The sequence below is a fragment of the Bacteroides intestinalis DSM 17393 genome (genome assembly GCF_000172175.1).
Lineage (GTDB): Bacteria > Bacteroidota > Bacteroidia > Bacteroidales > Bacteroidaceae > Bacteroides > Bacteroides intestinalis.
The window spans coordinates 1,662,349-1,679,459 of sequence record NZ_ABJL02000008.1; the positions used below are offsets into that span (position 1 = coordinate 1,662,349).

A 17,111-nucleotide genomic window follows, 5' to 3' on the forward strand; every position below is an offset into this window, starting at 1 on the left:
ACTAAATTGTAGAATATATAATATAGAACCTTAGAATATATACATAAGAATATATACATACCAATTATGGCAGATATTAAGAGCGAAGAAGCAGGCGAAAAAAAGAGCCTCAACTTCATTGAACAAATTGTTGAGAAAGACTTGAAAGAGGGTAAAAATGGTGGTAAAGTGCAAACACGTTTCCCGCCGGAGCCCAACGGATACCTCCACATCGGACATGCCAAGGCAATTTGCCTTGATTTTGGTATTGCAGCCGACCACAATGGCATTTGCAATTTGCGTTTCGATGATACGAATCCGACCAAAGAAGATGTGGAATATGTAGAAGCTATCAAGGAAGATATCCAATGGCTGGGTTATCAGTGGGGTAATGAATACTACGCATCCGATTACTTCCAGCAATTATGGGACTTTGCCATCCGCCTTATTGAAGAAGGTAAAGCATATATCGACGAGCAGACTTCGGAACAAATAGCACAGCAGAAAGGCACTCCTACCCAACCGGGTATAGAAAGCCCTTACCGTAACCGTCCGATAGAGGAAAGCCTCTCCCTGTTCAAGAAAATGAATACGGGTGAAATAGCAGAAGGCGCTATGGTGCTTCGTGCCAAGATTGATATGGCAAACCCGAATATGCACTTCCGCGATCCTATCATCTATCGCGTAGTGAACCATCCGCATCACCGTACTGGTACAACGTGGAAGGCCTATCCGATGTATGACTTCGCTCACGGACAAAGTGACTACTTTGAAGGTGTAACGCACTCTCTCTGTACATTGGAATTTGTTCCCCACCGTCCGCTCTACGATCTCTTTGTAGACTGGGTAAAGGAGGGTAAAGATCTGGATGATAACCGCCCCCATCAGTATGAATTCAACAAGCTGAATCTCAGCTATACCCTGATGAGCAAGCGCAACCTGCTGATTCTGGTAAAAGAAAAACTGGTGAACGGATGGGATGATCCCCGTATGCCGACTATCTGTGGTTTCCGCCGTCGCGGATACTCACCTGAGTCTATCCACAAATTTATTGATAAAATAGGATATACCACATACGATGCACTTAATGAATTCGCTCTACTGGAAAGTGCCGTACGCGAAGACCTTAATACCCGTGCTACGCGTATCTCAGCGGTAGTGAATCCGGTGAAACTGGTTATCACCAACTATCCGGAAGGAAAAGTGGAAGAACTGGAGGCAATCAATAATCCGGAAAAACCGGAAGAAGGCAGCCATTTCATTGAGTTCAGCCGCGAACTGTGGATGGAACGCGAAGACTTCATGGAAAATGCTCCGAAGAAATATTTCCGTATGACTCCGGGCCAGGAAGTACGCTTAAAGAGTGCTTATATCGTGAAATGTACCGGTTGCAAAAAAAATGAAGCCGGAGAAGTAGTTGAAGTATATTGTGAATATGATCCGAACACCAAGAGCGGTATGCCCGAAGCAAACCGTAAGGTGAAAGGTACCCTGCACTGGGTAAGTTGTGATCATTGCCTTGAAGCAGAAGTACGCCTCTACGACCGCCTTTGGAAAGTGGAAAATCCACGTGACGAACTGGCTGCTATCCGCGAAGCTAAAAACTGTGATGCACTGGAAGCGATGAAAGACATCATCAATCCGGACTCACTGAATATATTGCCTCATTGCTACATTGAAAAATACGCCGCCGGCATGAAACCGCTTACTTATTTGCAGTTCCAGCGCATCGGATATTTCAACGTAGATCCAGACTCCACACCTGAGAAAATGGTATTCAACCGCACTGTAGGCTTGAAAGATACCTGGGGCAAAATAAATAAATAAAAATAGGATTATAGGAGTAAACAATTAATGAGCAATAAAAACCTGCTGTCCGGCAGGGATAAAGAGTTACAGGAACTTGCCGAACAATATGAAGCGGCAATGTCCGAAAACAAACCGTTCTATCAGGATGCAGATGAGTTAGCTGATCTTGCCGACTGGTATGGTACAAAGAAAAGATATGATAAGGCTTTTGAGATTGTAGAATATGGATTAAAGCTGCATCCCGATAGCACTGAACTTATGATTGAATACGCTTACCTGCATCTGGATAACGGGAAGCAAGCGAAAGCACGTGAAATCATTGAAAATCTTCCCGATACTTATTCGCCGGAAGCAAAAGTGGTGCGTGCCCATTTGCTATTGAGTGAAGGTAAACTGGATGATGCCGAACAGTTACTCGACACGATTGAAGATAAAGCTGATCTGGCAAATGTGGTAGATGTATCCTATATGTATCTTGACATGGGGTATCCGGATAAAGCCTTGGCATGGCTTGATCCGGTAAAGGAAGAATATTCTGATGAAGAAGCCTATATTGCCGTGGTTGCAGACTGCCTTTATGGCAAAGGCATGACCGAGGAAGCAATTCCTTTGTATAACCGCCTCATAGACATGAATCCATATTCGGCTCCTTACTGGTTCGGATTGGCAAGATGCCACTTCGAAGAGATGAACTTCAACCAAGCTATTGATGCTTGCGATTATGCATTGGTGGGTGACGATGAATTTGCAGACGCCTATGTAATGAAAGGGCATTGCTTCTACCAATTAGGTAACGAAGATGCTGCTCTGGAGTATTATCAGAAAGCGGAGGAGCTTCATGGACTTGCTCCCGAATTTATCTATACATACATTGGATTATGCAAGGTATCCAAGGGAGAATGGAAGGAAGGCTATGAAAACCTGGAAAAAGCAATTCTGGAAAATGAAACAGATGAAATTGCTTCTCCAATACTGCCCAGCTTATATGCCAATGCAGGGCTTTGCCTCTCCAAGATGGGGAAGAAACGTAAAGCACACCAATATTGTAAAAAAGCACATAAACTGTCACCGGAAGAGCCGGAATCTCTTCTGATAGAGGGTCGCATATACATTGAAGAAGGGGACTACGACAAAGGAATAAAGCAGTGGGCAAAGGCCTTGAATTGCTCCCCTACTGCCGACACTTGGAATGAAATAGGTATGCATAGCATGGAAATCGGTTATCTGGATTATGCCAAGATAGCTTTTGAACGTGTCTGCGAATTGGAACCGGACTTTGATGGTATCAACGAGAAGTTGACGGTACTCTACATGACACTGCATGATAAAGAGAACTTCATAAAGTATAATCAGAAATGCCCCCGCCCATTCGATTTAAAAGAATTGGAGAAGATGCAGATGCTTATGGAAAGCGAAGACCGGGAAGACCTGGCCGCTTATATGCAAAACATCATAAAAGCATTGCAATAAAAAAGAATAGAGAGTAAAGGAATCTTTACTCTCTATTTTATATATACCATCAAGATATTTGTTTGTTATCTCTTATTTAGCACTACGAGTAGAAAGCTTTTCCAGAAAATATACCAGGAAGAAACCCACTATCATCAATATTACAGCCTCAACAACATACTGATTGGGCAGAATATTACTTTCAACTAATGGCTTCACTACTCCATGATTATCAGTAAAAGTTTCTATGGTTTCCTTCCAAGGCCACACTTTGTTTAGTGAACCCAACATGAAACCTGTCAATACAGCCAATGTTATATTGCGGAAATGCTTTAATGCATACGAAAGAATCCGTGAAAAAGAAGTTATTCCAATAAAAGCACCCACAAAAAACACTAATAAAACCGTTATATCAAGTGTTTTGACAGCTTCCATTATAAAGAAGTACTTACCTAACAGTACCAGAATAAAACTTCCCGATATACCCGGCAATATCATAGCACAAATGGCAATCGCTCCACAAAGGAATATAAAAAATAAGTTGGAAGGAGTTTCAGCAGGAGTTGCTACCGTAATATAATATGCAACTGCCACACCTATAATAAATGCCGGAATCGTTTTCTTGTTCCATTCCTTTATGTCTTTTCCTACAAACCATGTGGATGCCAGTACCAGTCCGAAAAAGAAAGCCCAAACCATAACCGGATGGTCCGTAAGCAACCATGTGATAATTTTAGCTAATGAAAATACGCTGATTCCAATTCCCGCCAGCAGAGAGATCAGAAAATTACCGTTAATCGCTTTCCAGAATGCTCCCCATTTTCCTGTGAAAAACAACTTTAAACTTTTTCCGTTAATGCTTTTTATCGAATCTATCAATTCGTCATAAATACCTACAATAAAAGCAATTGTTCCCCCCGATACACCGGGAACCACATCGGCTGCTCCCATTCCCACACCTTTCAGCATGAGTAGGGCGTAGTCTTTTAAACCTCGTTCCATCTTTTTCTTTATCAATTAACCATTAATACTTGATTTATGGGACGCAAAGTAAAACAAAAAAAGCCAGTTACTTACTATAAATCAATCAAAAATATCCGAAAAACACATTGGAATTTTATACAATAGTTAGATACAGGTATAAAAAAGAAATGGTGTATAATAATCTCACGACTACTATACACCTGGTCTTTTCTAATTGCTTATTAAAATCTGAGGTTTACTACTTTACAGCCTCTATTGCTTTGTCATAATCCGGCTCCTGGGTAATTTCAGGTACCAGTTCAGTATATGCAACCTTTCCATCCTTACCGACAATAACTACTGCACGTGCCAGCAAGCCACCCAACGGTCCATCTGCCATACGCACACCGTAACTTTCATCAAAATCAGAGAAACGGAAATCAGACAAAGGAATTACATTTTCAATACTTTCCGTAGTACAGAACCGTGCATGGGCAAAAGGCAAATCTTTGGAAATCGCCAAAACCACTGTATCTGGCAGACTCGCTGCCAGCTTGTTGAACTTGCGCACAGATGTTGCACAAACACTGGTATCCAAACTTGGAAAGATATTCAATATTACATTCTTACCTTTCAAATCTTTCAAAAAGAAAGAAGAAAGATCTGTTTTTACTAACTCGAAGTCGGGAGCAACTGTCCCTACTTTTATAAACTCACCGATAATCTTAACCGGCTGTCCTTTAAATTTTGTTGTAGCCATAGTTTTCTTGTTTTATATGTCTATATAACAAACGAACTGTTGGAAAAGTTCGCCCAAAACTTTTCCAACTGCAAATTGTTACTCTCACAAACATGATTACAATAACCATTTAAAATTAAATTTGCATGAAAACTTTATTTGACGAACTTCAATGCGAAGTAAAAAACTGGTGGATGTCTCTCTTACTTGGTATACTCTATGTAGTAGTTGCTATAAGTCTGATGTTTGCTCCGTTCAGCGGTTATGCAGTTTTGAGTATTCTGTTCAGTATATCGATGCTGTTCAGCGGTTTGTTAGAGATTTCTTTCGCCGTAAGCAACCGGAAGAATGTTTCCAGCTGGGGTTGGTATCTGGCAGGCGGTATCATCGACATGATATTAGGTTTCTATCTGATAGCTTATCCGCTGTTAAGCATGGAAGTAATTCCATTCATCATTGCATTCTGGTTAATGTTCCGCGGCTTTTCTTCCATCGGCTATGCCATGGATCTGAAAAGATATGGTACCAGAGACTGGGGATGGTATATTGCCTTCGGCATATTAGCTGTGATTTGTTCACTCCTCATTCTGTGGCAACCGGCAATAGGTGCCATGTATGCTGTCTACATGATCTCATTTGCATTCCTTATTATCGGATTTTTCCGCATTATGTTGTCTTTTGAGTTGAAGAACCTTCATAAGCGAGGAAGAAGTATGAGAGATAAAAATGAAGAAAAAGAAATTCCAGTAGGATAAGTAGCAATCCAGCCCGGAAAAACGAGTTGACTAAAGAACCTGGCAACAGGAACTCGCCAACTCGCTTTTTCATTAGTTACACCTCAGAAAGCGATGCATAGTGGTTCTGGATACCCCCATCTGACGAGCTAATTCCGAACAAGAAACACCTCGCTTGGATTCACGCATCAAACGTCTTTTATTCTCACGGAGTACTCGCATTGCAGGACAGGTTCCTTTTTTACGTCCTAACTTGACACCTTCCTGTTTTCGTCTTGCCAACGCTTCCTTAGTCCGCATGGAAATCAAATTACGCTCTATCTCCGCCATCAATCCAAATGCAAACCCCAATACTTTACTGTTAATGTCATTTTGAAAAACATATCCCTCTTTCGTGCTGTACAAAATAATTTCTTTCTTTATACACGAATTGAGAATGGTCATGATTTCTAACAAGGTGCGACTCAATCTTGAAATCTCCGTTACAATCAACGCATCCCCCCGCTGCATCCGGTTCAACATCCCCGACAGCTTTCGCTCCTTACTACTCACACTACCGCTCACTGTCTCAGTGTACCACTTGTCAATCTTCAATCCATTTTTCTCTGCAAAGCGCAGAAGTTCTTCACGCTGATTAGCCAGAAACTGCTTTTCTGTACTCACTCTTAAATAAGCTACTACCATAATTTTGTTGTTTTTATAGGTTTAACAGTGCCAAAGAACAGCAATAACAGTGAAAAATCACAATATCATTAAGCTATGAAATACAGCAAGTTCGCGCACTTTACCCCTTTTATTTTACATCACTTATTTCGAAGATGGCAAAGCAAATTATGTAGGAATACACATTTCCATACCGGAAGCTGGTTATAAAAAGAAACAAGAAAAAATCTTCTTTCTATAATAGACAATTTTTCCTTTTCAGCTTTCCACAAGTCCTAGTATTAAGTTCTAGAAACGTTAATCATCTAATTATGAAAGCATTGTATTTACCAACTGTTCACATCATAATGTAAAAGCATTTACCTCAGCATGTAACGGTCTTTACCCCATATTGTAACGACCTTTACCACGGTATGTAACGGTCTTTACCGCGACATGTAACGGTCTTTACCGCGACATGCGAACAGGATTAGCATGGGGGATAAAAAGAGTTACCATGAAAGAAAACGACCTCATCTCTGTAAGATTTCAATTCCGCTCTTCCCATAAAAAATGAATAGATTCATTTTATTCTACCCTTCGTTTGCATTATCTTTGTGGTCAGTTTTATAACAAGAATATAAATTCATAATTAAAAAACAAAGAAATTATGGCAATGCATACATGGTTTGAGTGCAAAATCCGTTACGAGAAAGTAATGGAAAACGGAATGAACAAGAAAGTAACCGAACCCTATTTGGTAGACGCACTCAGCTTCACGGAAGCAGAAGCACGTATTATTGAGGAAATGACACCGTTTATTTCAGGAGAGTTTACGGTATCGGACATCAAACGTGCTAACTATAGCGAATTATTCCCAAGCGAAGAAGAAGCCGCAGATCGCTGGTTCAAATGTAAACTGGTCTTCATCACTCTGGATGAAAAGAGTGGAGCTGAAAAGAAAACATCGACTCAGGTATTGGTACAAGCTGCCGACCTCCGTGATGCCGTTAAGAAGCTGGATGAAGGTATGAAGGGTACAATGGCTGATTATCAAATCGCTTTAGTGTCCGAAACACCTCTTATGGATGTATATCCGTACAGTGCAGAACCCAATGATAAACCGGAGGTTTAATATATATATATATTAGTATCATGAATATTGCAGATAATCTTCAACAAGTGCTGAACGAACTACCTGAAGGGGTGCGATTGGTAGCTGTTTCCAAATTTCACCCCAATGAAGCGATAGAAGAAGCTTATCGCTCCGGGCAGCGAGTGTTCGGTGAAAGTAAGGTGCAAGAAATGACTGCCAAGTACGAAAGCCTTCCCAAAGACATTGAATGGCATTTTATCGGGCATCTGCAAACTAATAAAATAAAGTATATTGTACCCTACGTAGCTCTGATTCACGGCATTGATTCATACAAGCTTCTTGTTGAGGTCAATAAACAGGCCGAAAAGGCCGGGAAAGTGGTCAACTGCCTGCTGCAACTACACATTGCAGAGGAAGAGACTAAATTTGGTTTCAGTTTTGAAGAATGTCGGGATATGTTAGCGGAAGGTGAATGGAAAACTCTCAGTAACATACAATTGTGCGGCTTGATGGGCATGGCGACAAATACAGACGACAATGAACAAATAGAGAAGGAATTTTGTTCATTAAGTAGCTTCTTCAAAGAAGTGAAAGACTCATGGTTTGCCGACACAGAGGCTTTTCGGGAGTTGTCCATGGGAATGTCCCACGATTATCACCAAGCTATTGCAGCTGGAAGTACTCTGATACGCGTAGGAAGCAAAATCTTTGGAGACAGAACGTATTAATCATTATTCATTAAACATTATTACCATGGCAACATTAAAAACTACTTTTGCCGGGTTAGAATTAAGAAACCCGATTATCGTCAGCAGTTCAGGCTTAACTGATAGTGCTGAAAAAAATCAGAAATTCTATGAAGCCGGTGTCGGTGCCATTGTTCTGAAATCTCTTTTCGAGGAGCAGATCATGATGGAAGCTGACTGGCTCGGAGATCCGAATATGTACCCGGAAGGCAGTGATTACTTGGTAGAATACGTCCGCCAGCATAAGCTGTCTGAATATCTGGAATTGATTAAAGAGACTAAGAAAGTATGCCCTATTCCTGTTATTGCCAGTATCAACTGCTATCAGGATGCTGAATGGGTAGGCTTTGCACAGCAAATGGAAGCTGCAGGCGCCGATGCTATAGAAATTAATATTTTGGCGTTACAAACAGATGTTCAGTACAATTACGGTTCATTTGAACAACGTCATATTGATATTCTCAGCCACATCAAAAAGACAGTTCGCATCCCGATCATTATGAAATTGGGCGACAACCTTACTAATCCGATAGCTTTGATAGACCAGCTATATGCCAATGGAGCTGCCGCTGTTGTATTGTTCAATCGTTTCTATCAGCCGGATATCGATATCGAGAAAATGAAGCAAATCTCAGGAAATGTATTCAGTACAGGAGCTGATCTGGTTAAATCTTTACGCTGGATAGGTATTGCCTCAGCAGCAGTAAACAAGCTGGATTACGCAGCATCAGGCGGTATTCATTCTCCCGAAGGAATCGTAAAAGCAATTCTTGCAGGAGCTTCAGCCGTAGAAATCTGTAGCGCATTCTATCAAAACAGTTATGCACTTGTAGCAGAATATACCCGTTTCCTGAATTTATGGATGGATCGTAAAGGAATGGAAACAATCTCTCAATTCAAAGGAATGTTGAATGTTAGCGATTTGAATGGTGTGAATACCTTCGAACGTACTCAGTTCATGAAATATTTCTCCAGTAGAAAATAGCAGGAACCACACAACATATCATTATACGTAATGCCCCTTAACATATATTGTTAGTGTATCTAACGTATATTGTTACGGGACATTACATTTATTTATTACTATTTCCTTACAGGATGACTTAATCCGGTTTCTTGTCCAATGCTTCAAAACATGAATTCTTACTGATAAATTCAGGAACAATATCCTTCATAGCTGACACAATCTTCATCTGATCATAAGTATAACTAACATCTATCAGTTTTTGGATACGCTCTTTTACTTCGTCATAATCATATTCACGGACTGTTGCAATCATGATCTTCTCATGGTAAGTCGGTTTGGTCAACTCTTTTACATTCAGCAACTCTTCATAAAGTTTTTCTCCATGGCGTAGTCCTGTAAACTCAATCTTCACATCCGTACGTCCTGAAAGACTGATCATACGTTTGGCAAGATCTACAATCTTCACCGGCTTACCCATATCAAAGATATAAATCTCACCCCCATTTCCCATACTACCGGCTTCGAGTACCAAGCGGCAAGCTTCAGGAATCGTCATGAAATAACGGATAATTTCAGGATGAGTAACAGTCACCGGACCACCACGTTGTATCTGATCGCGGAAGCGGGGAATTACAGAACCGTTGGAGCCTAATACATTGCCGAAACGTGTCGTAATGAATTGGGTTACATGCCCACCTTTCTGTTGCAGCTTCTTCGCCAAAGACTGTACATAAATCTCACAAATACGTTTAGAACATCCCATCACATTTGTGGGGTTTACAGCTTTATCGGTAGAAATCATTACAAACTTCTCAGCTCCATATTTCACAGCCAAATCAGCAATAGTACGGGTTCCATACACATTAATCTGAATAGACTCTGAAACATTGTCCTCCATCATCGGCACATGCTTGTAAGCAGCCGCATGAAAAATATACTGAGGTTTATATTCTTTAAAGATTTCTTCCATACGCGTAGCATTGGAAATATCTGCAATAATCGTTTCCGCATCAATATCACGCCAACGGTCCTGTAACTCCAGACGAATATCATGCAACGGAGTTTCTGCCTGATCTACCAGAATCAACTTATAAGGATTGAAAGAGGCTACCTGACGCATAATTTCACTACCGATAGAACCGGCAGCACCAGTTATCATCACCCGTTTTCCTTCCAGATGAGAAGCTACCTTATGGATATCGATTTCAATAGGGTTACGTTGCAAGAGGTCTTCAATCTGTATTTCTTTCAGTTGGGTACGGTTCAAAGTCTGCCCACTCCATTCACTCAAAGGAGGCGCAGTCATTAATTTGATATTATGAGCCAAAAGACGGTCAGCCATATCTGATCTTTTCAGTTCCTCCATCTTGGCAGGCGAAATAATAATGGTATGCACATCACGATCGTTCAGTACATCAATCAGCGTCTCGTCATTGGGAAATACTTTCACTCCCATCATCACCTTATTTATCAGCTCCGGCTCATCGGCAATGAAACCACGCAGACGATAGTGATTACGCAAATTTACACGCAATGCTTTAGCAATATTGACTCCTGCCTCCTTAGCACCATAAATAAAGACATTGGCACTATGACTTCCATCGAAATTCAGCAGTTCATAAAACATCTTCACAACAATGCGCGAACAAGACATCATGGCAAAACTAATAATATATGCCATGAAGAATACGCTCACAGGTGCCAGGCGAACATCCATGTAGCTTGATAAAAGCACACTCGAAATCATCAGCAGCGCATAAGACACTGTTAATGAAACGAAGATGCGCATAATATCTATAAACGAAGAAAAGCGCAACACATTGGAATATGTGCGGAATATCCGAAAGAATACCAAGTTGACAATAACTGTACATACAATCGTTTTGTCAATGGTAGAGGATTCCAGGAAAATACTCCGGAAATCATATCGAAGTGCATAAGCCAACAGGCTGGATACAACGATTATCAATACATCGATCAACAGAATAGTCCAAATCGGCAATACCTTTGCTGAGAGGTATCGATGAAAAAATTTATGTTTCATTTCGTTTGACAGTTTTGTTTTAGGCGAGGCAAAGATACATTATTTTTTATCAAATATGGGAAGAAAAAGATAAAAATGTGTGATAAAATTAAATGGCGGCAAAGTTACGTATATAACCTTGCCGCCATATTTATTGCCTATAAAGCTCTGTTACATCAAATTACTAGCTAATTCACTTAGTTGACTACGCTCTCCTTTTAACAAATTCACATGAGCAAAAAGGTTCTGATCTTTCATACGATCAATCATGTAAACCAAGCCATTGGACTGACTGTCCAGATACGGTTGGTCTATCTGCTGAATATCACCGGTAAACACCATTTTGGTTCCTTCGCCAGCACGGGTGATAATAGTTTTTATTTCATGTGGAGTCAAGTTTTGTGCTTCATCAATGATGCAATAAGTTTCACTCAAACTACGTCCGCGAATGAAAGCTAACGCCTCGATTACCAGCTGCTCGCTTTTCTGCATATCTTCCAAACGTTTTACTTCAGTAGAATTAGAAGCAAACTGACGCTTAATGACATTCAGATTATCGAACAAGGGCTGCATGTAAGGTGCCACTTTCTCTTTTGCATCACCCGGTAGGAAGCCAATGTCTTTATTGGATAGAGCAACAATCGGACGTGCCAGCAGAATCTGTTTATAATCATTCATCTGACTAAGGGCAGCTGCTAAAGCTAGCAGAGTCTTTCCTGTACCAGCTTTACCCGTCAGAGCAACCAACTTAATATTAGGATCAGTCAACACTTCGAAAGCAAAACTTTGTTCAGCATTTCTGGGTTCAATACCATAATTCTTTGTTTTATTTACCCGGCAGATTGTATGTGTAAAAGGATTGTAACGTGCAAGAACACTATTCCTGTCACTCTTCAGGATAAAACATTCATTCGGGTGAATAATATCTTTGAAATCAAACTCACTGATATCCAGTCCTTCTCTGGAAGAATAAATTCGGTCTATTAAAGCAGGATCAATTCCTTCGAATACCTCATTTGACTTTTCAAATATATCCACATTTATCACCTTGTCGTTGATATAATCTTCACAAAGCAGACCTATGGAACGTGCTTTCATCCGGAGGTTCACATCCTTAGTCACCAGGATGGTTTTCATGTCCTTCTTCTGGCGCGTCAGCCAGTCCACTACAGCCAGAATCTTATGATCGGGAATACGCTCGGGGAATGAATCGAACACATCCGGAGCATCCACCGAACCGGCTATCACAAATAAACTTCCCAGACCTTCGCCCAGAGAGGCACCTTTATTGAAAAGATTGTCATCGGTAACTAAATCGAGTTCACGGAGAAATTCACGGGCATTGAAGTTAATCTGTTCATTCCCTTTCTTGAATTTGTCCAATTCTTCAAGAACTACGATGGGAAGATAAATGTCGTTCTCTTGGAAATTCTTAAGACAGTTATAGTCGTGAAGGATTACATTCGTATCAATCACAAAATTTTTCTTTGTTCCCATACTCTTTTAGATTTAAATTGTTGATATATTTGCCTCCAAGCGAAGATAAGCTACACATCGACATAAAAAATGAACAAGTTCATTTTATTCTGCTCTCAGTTTGCATTATCTTTGCAGCTTCTAAGATAGGAATTAAAAAGAGAGAATGGCTTGCTTTCTCGTTAAATATTTTAAAAGATGGATTATCAGAACACTTTATTATACTTATATAACAGTGTCCCCATGTTTCAACAGGTGGGAAGTTCAGCATATAAGGAAGGTTTAGAGAATACACTGGCACTGGACGAACACTTCGGACATCCGCACCGGAACTTCCACAGCATCCATGTAGGGGGAACTAATGGAAAAGGCTCATGTTCGCACACGCTTGCTGCCATTTTGCAGGAAGCAGGATATCGGGTAGGACTTTACACTTCTCCACACCTTGTAGACTTCCGCGAGCGTATTCGGGTGAATGGACAATCCATCCCGAAAGAGTATGTAGTCCGATTTGTAGAAAAAGAACGAAATTTCTTTGAACCTCTACATCCCTCTTTCTTTGAATTGACTACTGCCATGGCATTCCGTTATTTCGCCAATGAACATGTAGATGTAGCAGTTATTGAAGTAGGACTGGGTGGAAGACTGGATTGTACCAATATTATACATCCTGATTTATGTATTATCACCAATATAAGTTTCGATCATACCCAGTTCCTCGGTAATACATTAGAGAAGATAGCAAGCGAAAAAGCCGGTATTATCAAAAGCGGAATACCCGTTGTGATCGGAGAAACTACTCCCGAAACAAAACCTGTATTTACAAAAAAGGCTCGCGAAGTGGATGCGCCCATTTTCTTTGCAGAAGAAAACCAAAAAGATGAATACCCCGGATTGGAATGTGAACTGAAAGGATTATACCAAACTAAGAATACCCATACTTTACTCACAGCCATCGCACAGCTACAACAAGCCGGATACAATCTGAGTGAGCAAGCTGTCCGTAGTGGTTTTGCCCATGTCTGTGAACTAACCGGACTGATGGGACGTTGGCAGAAATTGCAGGACGCCCCTACTCTGATATGTGATACCGGACACAATGTAGGTGGTATCACCTATATCACAGAGCAGTTGAAACAGCAATCTTACCGAAAGTTGCATTTCATTATAGGTATGGTGAATGACAAAGACATACATGGGGTATTGGCATTGCTGCCCAAAGACGCTGAATATTACTTCACGAAAGCCAGCGTCAAACGTGCATTACCCGAAAATGAACTTTCACGGCTTGCCTCTGAAGCCGGATTACAAGGAAGTTGTTACCCGGATGTCCCTTCCGCCGTGCAGGCGGCACAAGAAAAAAGCCTCCCGGAAGACTTTATCTTCGTAGGAGGCAGTAGCTTTATTGTTGCTGACCTGTTAGCGAACCGCGATACACTCGATCTCCACTAAAGCATCCTTAGGCAGAGCTTTCACTGCAACAGCCGAACGAGCAGGGAAATCACCATCAAAATAGGTGGCATATACTTTATTCATATCTGCAAACAATGACATATCTTGCAGGAAAACAGTAGTCTTGACAATATTTGCCATCGTCAAACCTGCTTCTCCAAGGATATGCTTAACATTCTCCAATGACTGGCGGGCCTGTGCTTCAGCCCCTTCTGCCATCTGTCCGGTAGCTGCATCAATAGGCAACTGACCAGATACAAATATCATTCCATTCGCTTCGATAGCCTGGCTGTAAGGACCGATAGCTCCCGGTGCTTTCTGACTGCAAATTACTTTTTTCATTCCAATAATATTTTAATATTCAACAATTTACGATTTATGCAAGAAAAAAAACAGATATTCTATGCAGTATTCTGCAACTTCATGCATTTACCTAATAGGATTATACACAAAAGAAAAATTCACTTATACCTGTTTTAAAAACCTAGACTTAGCTAATTCTTTTTTGACACGGGAGTTTCCCGATAAAGGCTCGGCTTGTGAAAGCAGAGCCTTTTTTACAGACATATCATCTGTATTGCAACTACTTACAATGCTTCTCAATCAAGGCATCAACGTTCGGATCACCCAGCTCTTTTGCTTTCGCAAAACTAGCACAAGCCTCCTTATTCTGCTTCAACTGCAATTGTGCAACTCCCATCAAACGATAAGCTTCAGCATATTTAGGATCAATTGTCAAGGCATCTTTCAGAACTTTAATAGCTTCTTCATTTCTACCCACGCGAATATTCACCGCAGCAAGTTCCGAACGATAAGTCAACTCTTTCGGATTAAGTTCAATTGCTTTTGCCATATCATCCAACGCACGTTGGAATTGTTTTGCTTGGAAAGCGGCTTGTTCACGGTAATAGTAAAACACATCATTCACATTACCACGCACAGCTTTATAATATTCATCATAATCAAGCATTGCATTACGCCCCTGTCCGGCATTCATGCGTGCTTGGGCACGTTCCAACAGATAAGGGGCAGCATCTTCAGTGTACGGTTGCAGGCAATGTGCTATACAGCTATCCATCAAAGCCAACACTTCTTCCGGAGCTGCTTCCATCAATTCTTTTGTCTTAGCAGCACTAAAGAATGTAGCAGGAGAAACAATATTGGTTTTATTTACTTTCTCATAGCTGGCAAGAGCTGCTGCATAGTCTTTTTTAGCAAACTGAATATCACCTTCCAACTGAACATAAACCGGAAGTTCCTCAATTGCTATTGCTTTACGAACTTCATCCAATGCTTTGTCATATGTCCAATCTTTATAGGTGGTTTCCGGTTTAGTCAACTGATAATTATAAATTAATTTGGCACGATTGAAGTATGCATCATCTTTCTTTTGTGCTACCTCAAGTGCTTTATCTATATCAGCAGCCACCTTATCCATCGAACTTATTTCTTTCGACAAATACATTTGACTGTTGGCACGACGAAAATAACCATCGGCACTATTAGGATACTGGGCAATAAAATCATTCAGCAATTCGGCATATTGCTCCGGAGTTTGCTGTGAAGAAGCCATATAAAGATATACCAACGCTTGTTCTTCTGTATCAGGTAACGCTTTCTTAATGCCAATACTTGATAAAGCATGATCATTAAAAGAAAGAGGACTGATCTTCTGAGACATAGCATAATCAGCGCCTACCGCATAGCAAATGGTAGCTGTATCTTTTCCTGAAGATTTCTGTGCAAGACCGAAAACTTGTCCGTCAGCAGTCATTACCGGACAACTTACCATCTTGTCTTTCAGATGCATATCAAGCGTATAATAATGGTATTGTCCCTCTACCTTAGATTCTTCTTTTACCTGTCCGGCAGTATAAGAACGGTCCTTTTGTGTAGAATAAGGCAACAAGTAGACACTTGTACCTACAGTCGGAGCCGTAGGAGATACCACTAATGCAGGTACTTTTTTCCCTGAGATCGCTACACGGAACTTCACAACATCGTACATATCGTTTGCTCCCATGATAACTTCCACAGGCATTTGTTCGCCCTCTGAATTAATGACTACGGCACGTTGCGCACCTTTAAACAGACTATAATCAGACAGAGCCATTCCATCCTCGGTAACAAAAAATCCGTTTCCCGTATTGAGTATCTTATCACTCTCGTCGTATGTGACTACCGAGAAAACAGCACGCTTGGCTTTTTCCACCCATTTGGGTGCCTGAGCTACACTCCACTGTGCCAGCAAACAGAGGGTGAGTGTCAACAACAAGTTCTTTTTCATATCTTAGTTGGTTCTTTGTTTCACAGCTTCATAAATCAAAATACCTGCCGCAACAGAAACATTGAGCGACTCGATAGTACCCAGCATCGGGATTTTCACCCATTCATCACAAAGAGCCAAGTTCTCATAGGAAACGCCTTTATCCTCAGCTCCCATTATGATACACATCGGTCCTGTATAATCAGCTTTAGTATAATCATAGTCCCCCTTTTCCGTAGCTGCCACAATGCGGAAACCACTATCCTTGAGATATTGCAATGTAGTCTTCAGATTCTGCTCACGACAAACCGGCAGCACATGCAAGGCTCCGGCAGATGTTTTCATTGCATCTGCATTCACCGTTACACTTCCTTTAGCAGGAATAATAACAGCATCTACCGCTGCACACTCACAGGTACGGGCTATAGCACCAAAGTTACGAACATCGGTCACACCATCCAACATGACGAACAACGGATTCTTGCCCTCTTCGAAAAGAAAGGGCACCAAATCTTCTGTCTTCTGATACGTAACGGATGAAATAAAAGCAATCACCCCTTGATGGTTCTTACGGGTAATGCGGTTAATGCGTTCCACCGGAACACGTTGCACCGGAATCAAAGTTCCTTTTAGTGCAGCAAAAAGTTCTTTGGATAAATCGCTCTGAATGTCTTTCTTCACCAGAATCTTATCGATTTCCTTTCCTGCCTGTATTGCTTCTATCACAGCGCGAACGCCGAAAATCATTTCACTCTTATCAACCATCTTTG

General features: G+C 41.0%; 15 protein-coding genes. 7 read left to right on the forward strand and 8 right to left on the reverse strand.

Translation table 11 applies throughout. The features are described 5' to 3' along the window. Positions 1-66: 66 nt before the first annotated feature. Together BACINT_RS16060 and BACINT_RS16065 are read left to right on the forward strand one after the other, a co-directional pair. Positions 67-1,806: a glutamine--tRNA ligase/YqeY domain fusion protein gene (locus BACINT_RS16060; RefSeq protein WP_007664925.1), complete on the forward strand. Its 1,740-nt coding sequence runs from the start codon at positions 67-69 to the stop codon at positions 1,804-1,806. A gap of 27 nt (positions 1,807-1,833) precedes the next feature. Then, on the forward strand, positions 1,834-3,258 hold the full coding sequence (locus tag BACINT_RS16065; RefSeq protein ID WP_007664926.1) for a tetratricopeptide repeat protein: 1,425 nt from the start codon (positions 1,834-1,836) through the stop codon (positions 3,256-3,258). Positions 3,259-3,330: 72 nt separating this feature from the next. On the opposite strand, the gene BACINT_RS16070 is transcribed toward BACINT_RS16065, so the two are convergent. Further along, the gene (locus tag BACINT_RS16070) at positions 3,331-4,239 is read right to left on the reverse strand and encodes a DUF368 domain-containing protein (RefSeq protein WP_007664928.1); all 909 of its coding nucleotides are present in this window, start codon (positions 4,237-4,239) and stop codon (positions 3,331-3,333) included. 220 nt (positions 4,240-4,459) lie between these two features. Then, positions 4,460-4,960 (reverse strand): thiol peroxidase, encoded by a 501-nt coding sequence (tpx, locus tag BACINT_RS16075; RefSeq protein ID WP_007664930.1) that lies wholly within the window; start codon positions 4,958-4,960, stop codon positions 4,460-4,462. Between the two features lie 125 nt (positions 4,961-5,085). Here tpx and BACINT_RS16080 point away from each other — a divergent pair, with 125 nt between their 5' ends. Next, positions 5,086-5,694, forward strand: coding sequence for an HdeD family acid-resistance protein (locus BACINT_RS16080; protein ID WP_007664932.1), 609 nt, complete (start codon positions 5,086-5,088; stop codon positions 5,692-5,694). Positions 5,695-5,766: 72 nt separating this feature from the next. Here the strand turns inward: BACINT_RS16080 and BACINT_RS16085 are convergent, their stop codons facing one another. Then, the gene (locus BACINT_RS16085) at positions 5,767-6,360 is read right to left on the reverse strand and encodes a master DNA invertase Mpi family serine-type recombinase (protein WP_270348543.1); all 594 of its coding nucleotides are present in this window, start codon (positions 6,358-6,360) and stop codon (positions 5,767-5,769) included. A gap of 625 nt (positions 6,361-6,985) precedes the next feature. On the opposite strand from BACINT_RS16085, the gene BACINT_RS16090 reads away from it, so the two are divergent. The 3 genes from BACINT_RS16090 to BACINT_RS16100 are packed head-to-tail and all read left to right on the forward strand — an operon-like array spanning position 6,986 to position 9,142. Further along, a complete protein-coding gene (locus BACINT_RS16090; protein ID WP_007664937.1) occupies positions 6,986-7,450 on the forward strand; it encodes a DUF4494 domain-containing protein in 465 nt (154 codons plus the stop codon). A 20-nt stretch (positions 7,451-7,470) separates the two neighbouring features. Next, the gene (locus tag BACINT_RS16095) at positions 7,471-8,139 is read left to right on the forward strand and encodes a YggS family pyridoxal phosphate-dependent enzyme (RefSeq protein WP_007664939.1); all 669 of its coding nucleotides are present in this window, start codon (positions 7,471-7,473) and stop codon (positions 8,137-8,139) included. 25 nt (positions 8,140-8,164) lie between these two features. Further along, complete coding sequence (locus tag BACINT_RS16100; RefSeq protein ID WP_007664942.1) at positions 8,165-9,142, forward strand: dihydroorotate dehydrogenase-like protein; 978 nt, start codon at positions 8,165-8,167, stop codon at positions 9,140-9,142. A gap of 118 nt (positions 9,143-9,260) precedes the next feature. Here the strand turns inward: BACINT_RS16100 and BACINT_RS16105 are convergent, their stop codons facing one another. Both BACINT_RS16105 and BACINT_RS16110 read right to left on the reverse strand, forming a co-directional pair. Next, positions 9,261-11,168: a polysaccharide biosynthesis protein gene (locus tag BACINT_RS16105; RefSeq protein WP_021967222.1), complete on the reverse strand. Its 1,908-nt coding sequence runs from the start codon at positions 11,166-11,168 to the stop codon at positions 9,261-9,263. Between the two features lie 150 nt (positions 11,169-11,318). Beyond that, positions 11,319-12,644 (reverse strand): PhoH family protein, encoded by a 1,326-nt coding sequence (locus tag BACINT_RS16110; RefSeq protein WP_007664946.1) that lies wholly within the window; start codon positions 12,642-12,644, stop codon positions 11,319-11,321. A 177-nt stretch (positions 12,645-12,821) separates the two neighbouring features. Here BACINT_RS16110 and BACINT_RS16115 point away from each other — a divergent pair, with 177 nt between their 5' ends. Beyond that, positions 12,822-14,075 carry a bifunctional folylpolyglutamate synthase/dihydrofolate synthase gene (locus BACINT_RS16115; protein ID WP_007664949.1) on the forward strand — a complete coding sequence of 418 codons (1,254 nt, stop codon included), beginning with the start codon at positions 12,822-12,824 and terminating at the stop codon, positions 14,073-14,075. Here the strand turns inward: BACINT_RS16115 and BACINT_RS16120 are convergent. The 3 genes from BACINT_RS16120 to rlmB all read right to left on the reverse strand — a co-directional run bounded on the left by BACINT_RS16120 (position 14,043) and on the right by rlmB (position 17,106). Then, complete coding sequence (locus tag BACINT_RS16120) at positions 14,043-14,417, reverse strand: RidA family protein (protein WP_007664953.1); 375 nt, start codon at positions 14,415-14,417, stop codon at positions 14,043-14,045. The genes BACINT_RS16115 and BACINT_RS16120 overlap by 33 nt on opposite strands. Positions 14,418-14,658: 241 nt before the next feature. Further along, positions 14,659-16,362, reverse strand: coding sequence for a serine protease (locus tag BACINT_RS16125; RefSeq protein ID WP_007664955.1), 1,704 nt, complete (start codon positions 16,360-16,362; stop codon positions 14,659-14,661). A 3-nt stretch (positions 16,363-16,365) separates the two neighbouring features. After that, entirely contained in the window at positions 16,366-17,106 is a 741-nt protein-coding gene (gene rlmB / locus BACINT_RS16130) for a 23S rRNA (guanosine(2251)-2'-O)-methyltransferase RlmB (protein ID WP_007664967.1), read from the reverse strand. Positions 17,107-17,111: the final 5 nt, after the last annotated feature.